At 73.7% G+C, this 1245-nt stretch carries 2 protein-coding genes; both read right to left on the reverse strand.

Features of this window, described 5'->3' with window-relative positions; genetic code table 11:
• Positions 1 to 46: 46 nt before the first annotated feature.
• A complete protein-coding gene (locus tag B9H04_RS17790) occupies positions 47 to 943 on the reverse strand; it encodes an NAD-dependent epimerase/dehydratase family protein (protein ID WP_049932336.1) in 897 nt (298 codons plus the stop codon).
• Between the two features lie 75 nt (positions 944 to 1018).
• Positions 1019 to 1213, reverse strand: a complete 195-nt coding sequence (locus B9H04_RS17795) for a heavy-metal-associated domain-containing protein (RefSeq protein WP_007344879.1) — start codon at positions 1211 to 1213, stop codon at positions 1019 to 1021.
• Positions 1214 to 1245: the final 32 nt, after the last annotated feature.

Below are 1245 nucleotides of genomic sequence, written 5' to 3' on the forward strand. Positions count from 1 at the left end.
GACGTCCCCCGAACACCCCGGCTCGACCGCGATCCCCCCGCCTCGATCACCCGTCGTCGCGTTCCGCTCCCCGCTCTGCGCCGTCGCGCCACGAGTGGCCCGGTTCCCACCCGAGCAGGCGCTTCGCCTTCGAGCAGTCGAAAATCGACTCGTCGCCGTCGAGGTCGCACTCCGCGGGGAGTTCGCCGCGGACCCCCTCGATCGTCGCCGCGGTGTCGCGACCGAGGAAGTTCTCCGCGGCGACGATCAGCACCGCCTCGTGGCCGTCGACCGCTGTTTCGGGGTCGATCGCGGCCTCGACCGCCGCGACCACGTCGCGCACGTCGACGTACGACCAGCAGTTCCCGCTCGGAGCCGCGGTCGCGGGGTCGAACGTCTCGCGCGCCTCGCGGCGCCGCTCGTCGCCCGGGAACGTGACCCACGAGAGGCGCAGCGAGACGGCGGAGACGCCGTGTCGGCGGGCCGCCGCGGCGGCCACCTCCTCGCCGACGACCTTCGAGAGGCCGTACGGGTCCTCGGGCTGGGTCGGCGTCTCCTCGTCGATCGGGAGCCGGTCGGGCAGCCAGTTGTCCGCCGCGAAGACGGTGCCGTAGCAGCTCTCGCTCGACGCCCAGACGATCCGCGCGCCCGCGGCCCCGGCGGCGTCGAAGACGTTGTACGCGCTCTCGACGTTGTTCGCGAACACGCGCGACCCGGCGTGGTCCTCGGGGTGCGGGATCGCCGCGAGGTGGACGACCGCGTCGGGCGCGGCCGCGTCGACCACCTGTCGCGTCTCGCCGTAGTCGGTGAGGTCCGCCGCCACGTAGTCGACGCCGTCCCGGCGCTCCTCAGTCGGCGGCGCTTCGCGGTCGACGGCGACGACCTCGCGGCCCGCGTCGGCGAGCGCGTCGACCGTCCACGCGCCGACGCCGCCCGCGCCCCCGGTGACGAGTACGCTGTCCATGTCTCGGCGAGCGCGCTCGGGCGAAAAAAGTCGGCGGTTCGGGGTGTGCGGTGCTCCGTCCGCACGTCGGGTCTCCTACGCCGACGCCTCGTAGCCGGCGTCCTCGATGGCGGCCACGACCGCGTCTACGTCCACGTCGCCCTCGACGGTCGCGGTGCCCGCCTCGTGGTCCGCGCTCGCGGACTCGACGCCCGGCAGCTCGCCGAGCGCGTCGGTCACGTTGTCCTCGCAGCCGGTACACGACATCCCGTCGACGTCTATCGTCGTCATGGGTGCCCGTTCGCGTCCCGGGCACAACTGCC

The organism is Halorubrum ezzemoulense DSM 17463 (assembly GCF_002114285.1).
Lineage (GTDB): Archaea > Halobacteriota > Halobacteria > Halobacteriales > Haloferacaceae > Halorubrum > Halorubrum ezzemoulense.

Coding starts and splice junctions, on each gene's coding strand:
- B9H04_RS17790 (WP_049932336.1), bottom strand. CDS start 943: ATGGACAGCGTACTCGTCACCGGGGGCGCGGGCGGCGTCGGCGCGTGG.
- B9H04_RS17795 (WP_007344879.1), bottom strand. CDS start 1,213: ATGACGACGATAGACGTCGACGGGATGTCGTGTACCGGCTGCGAGGAC.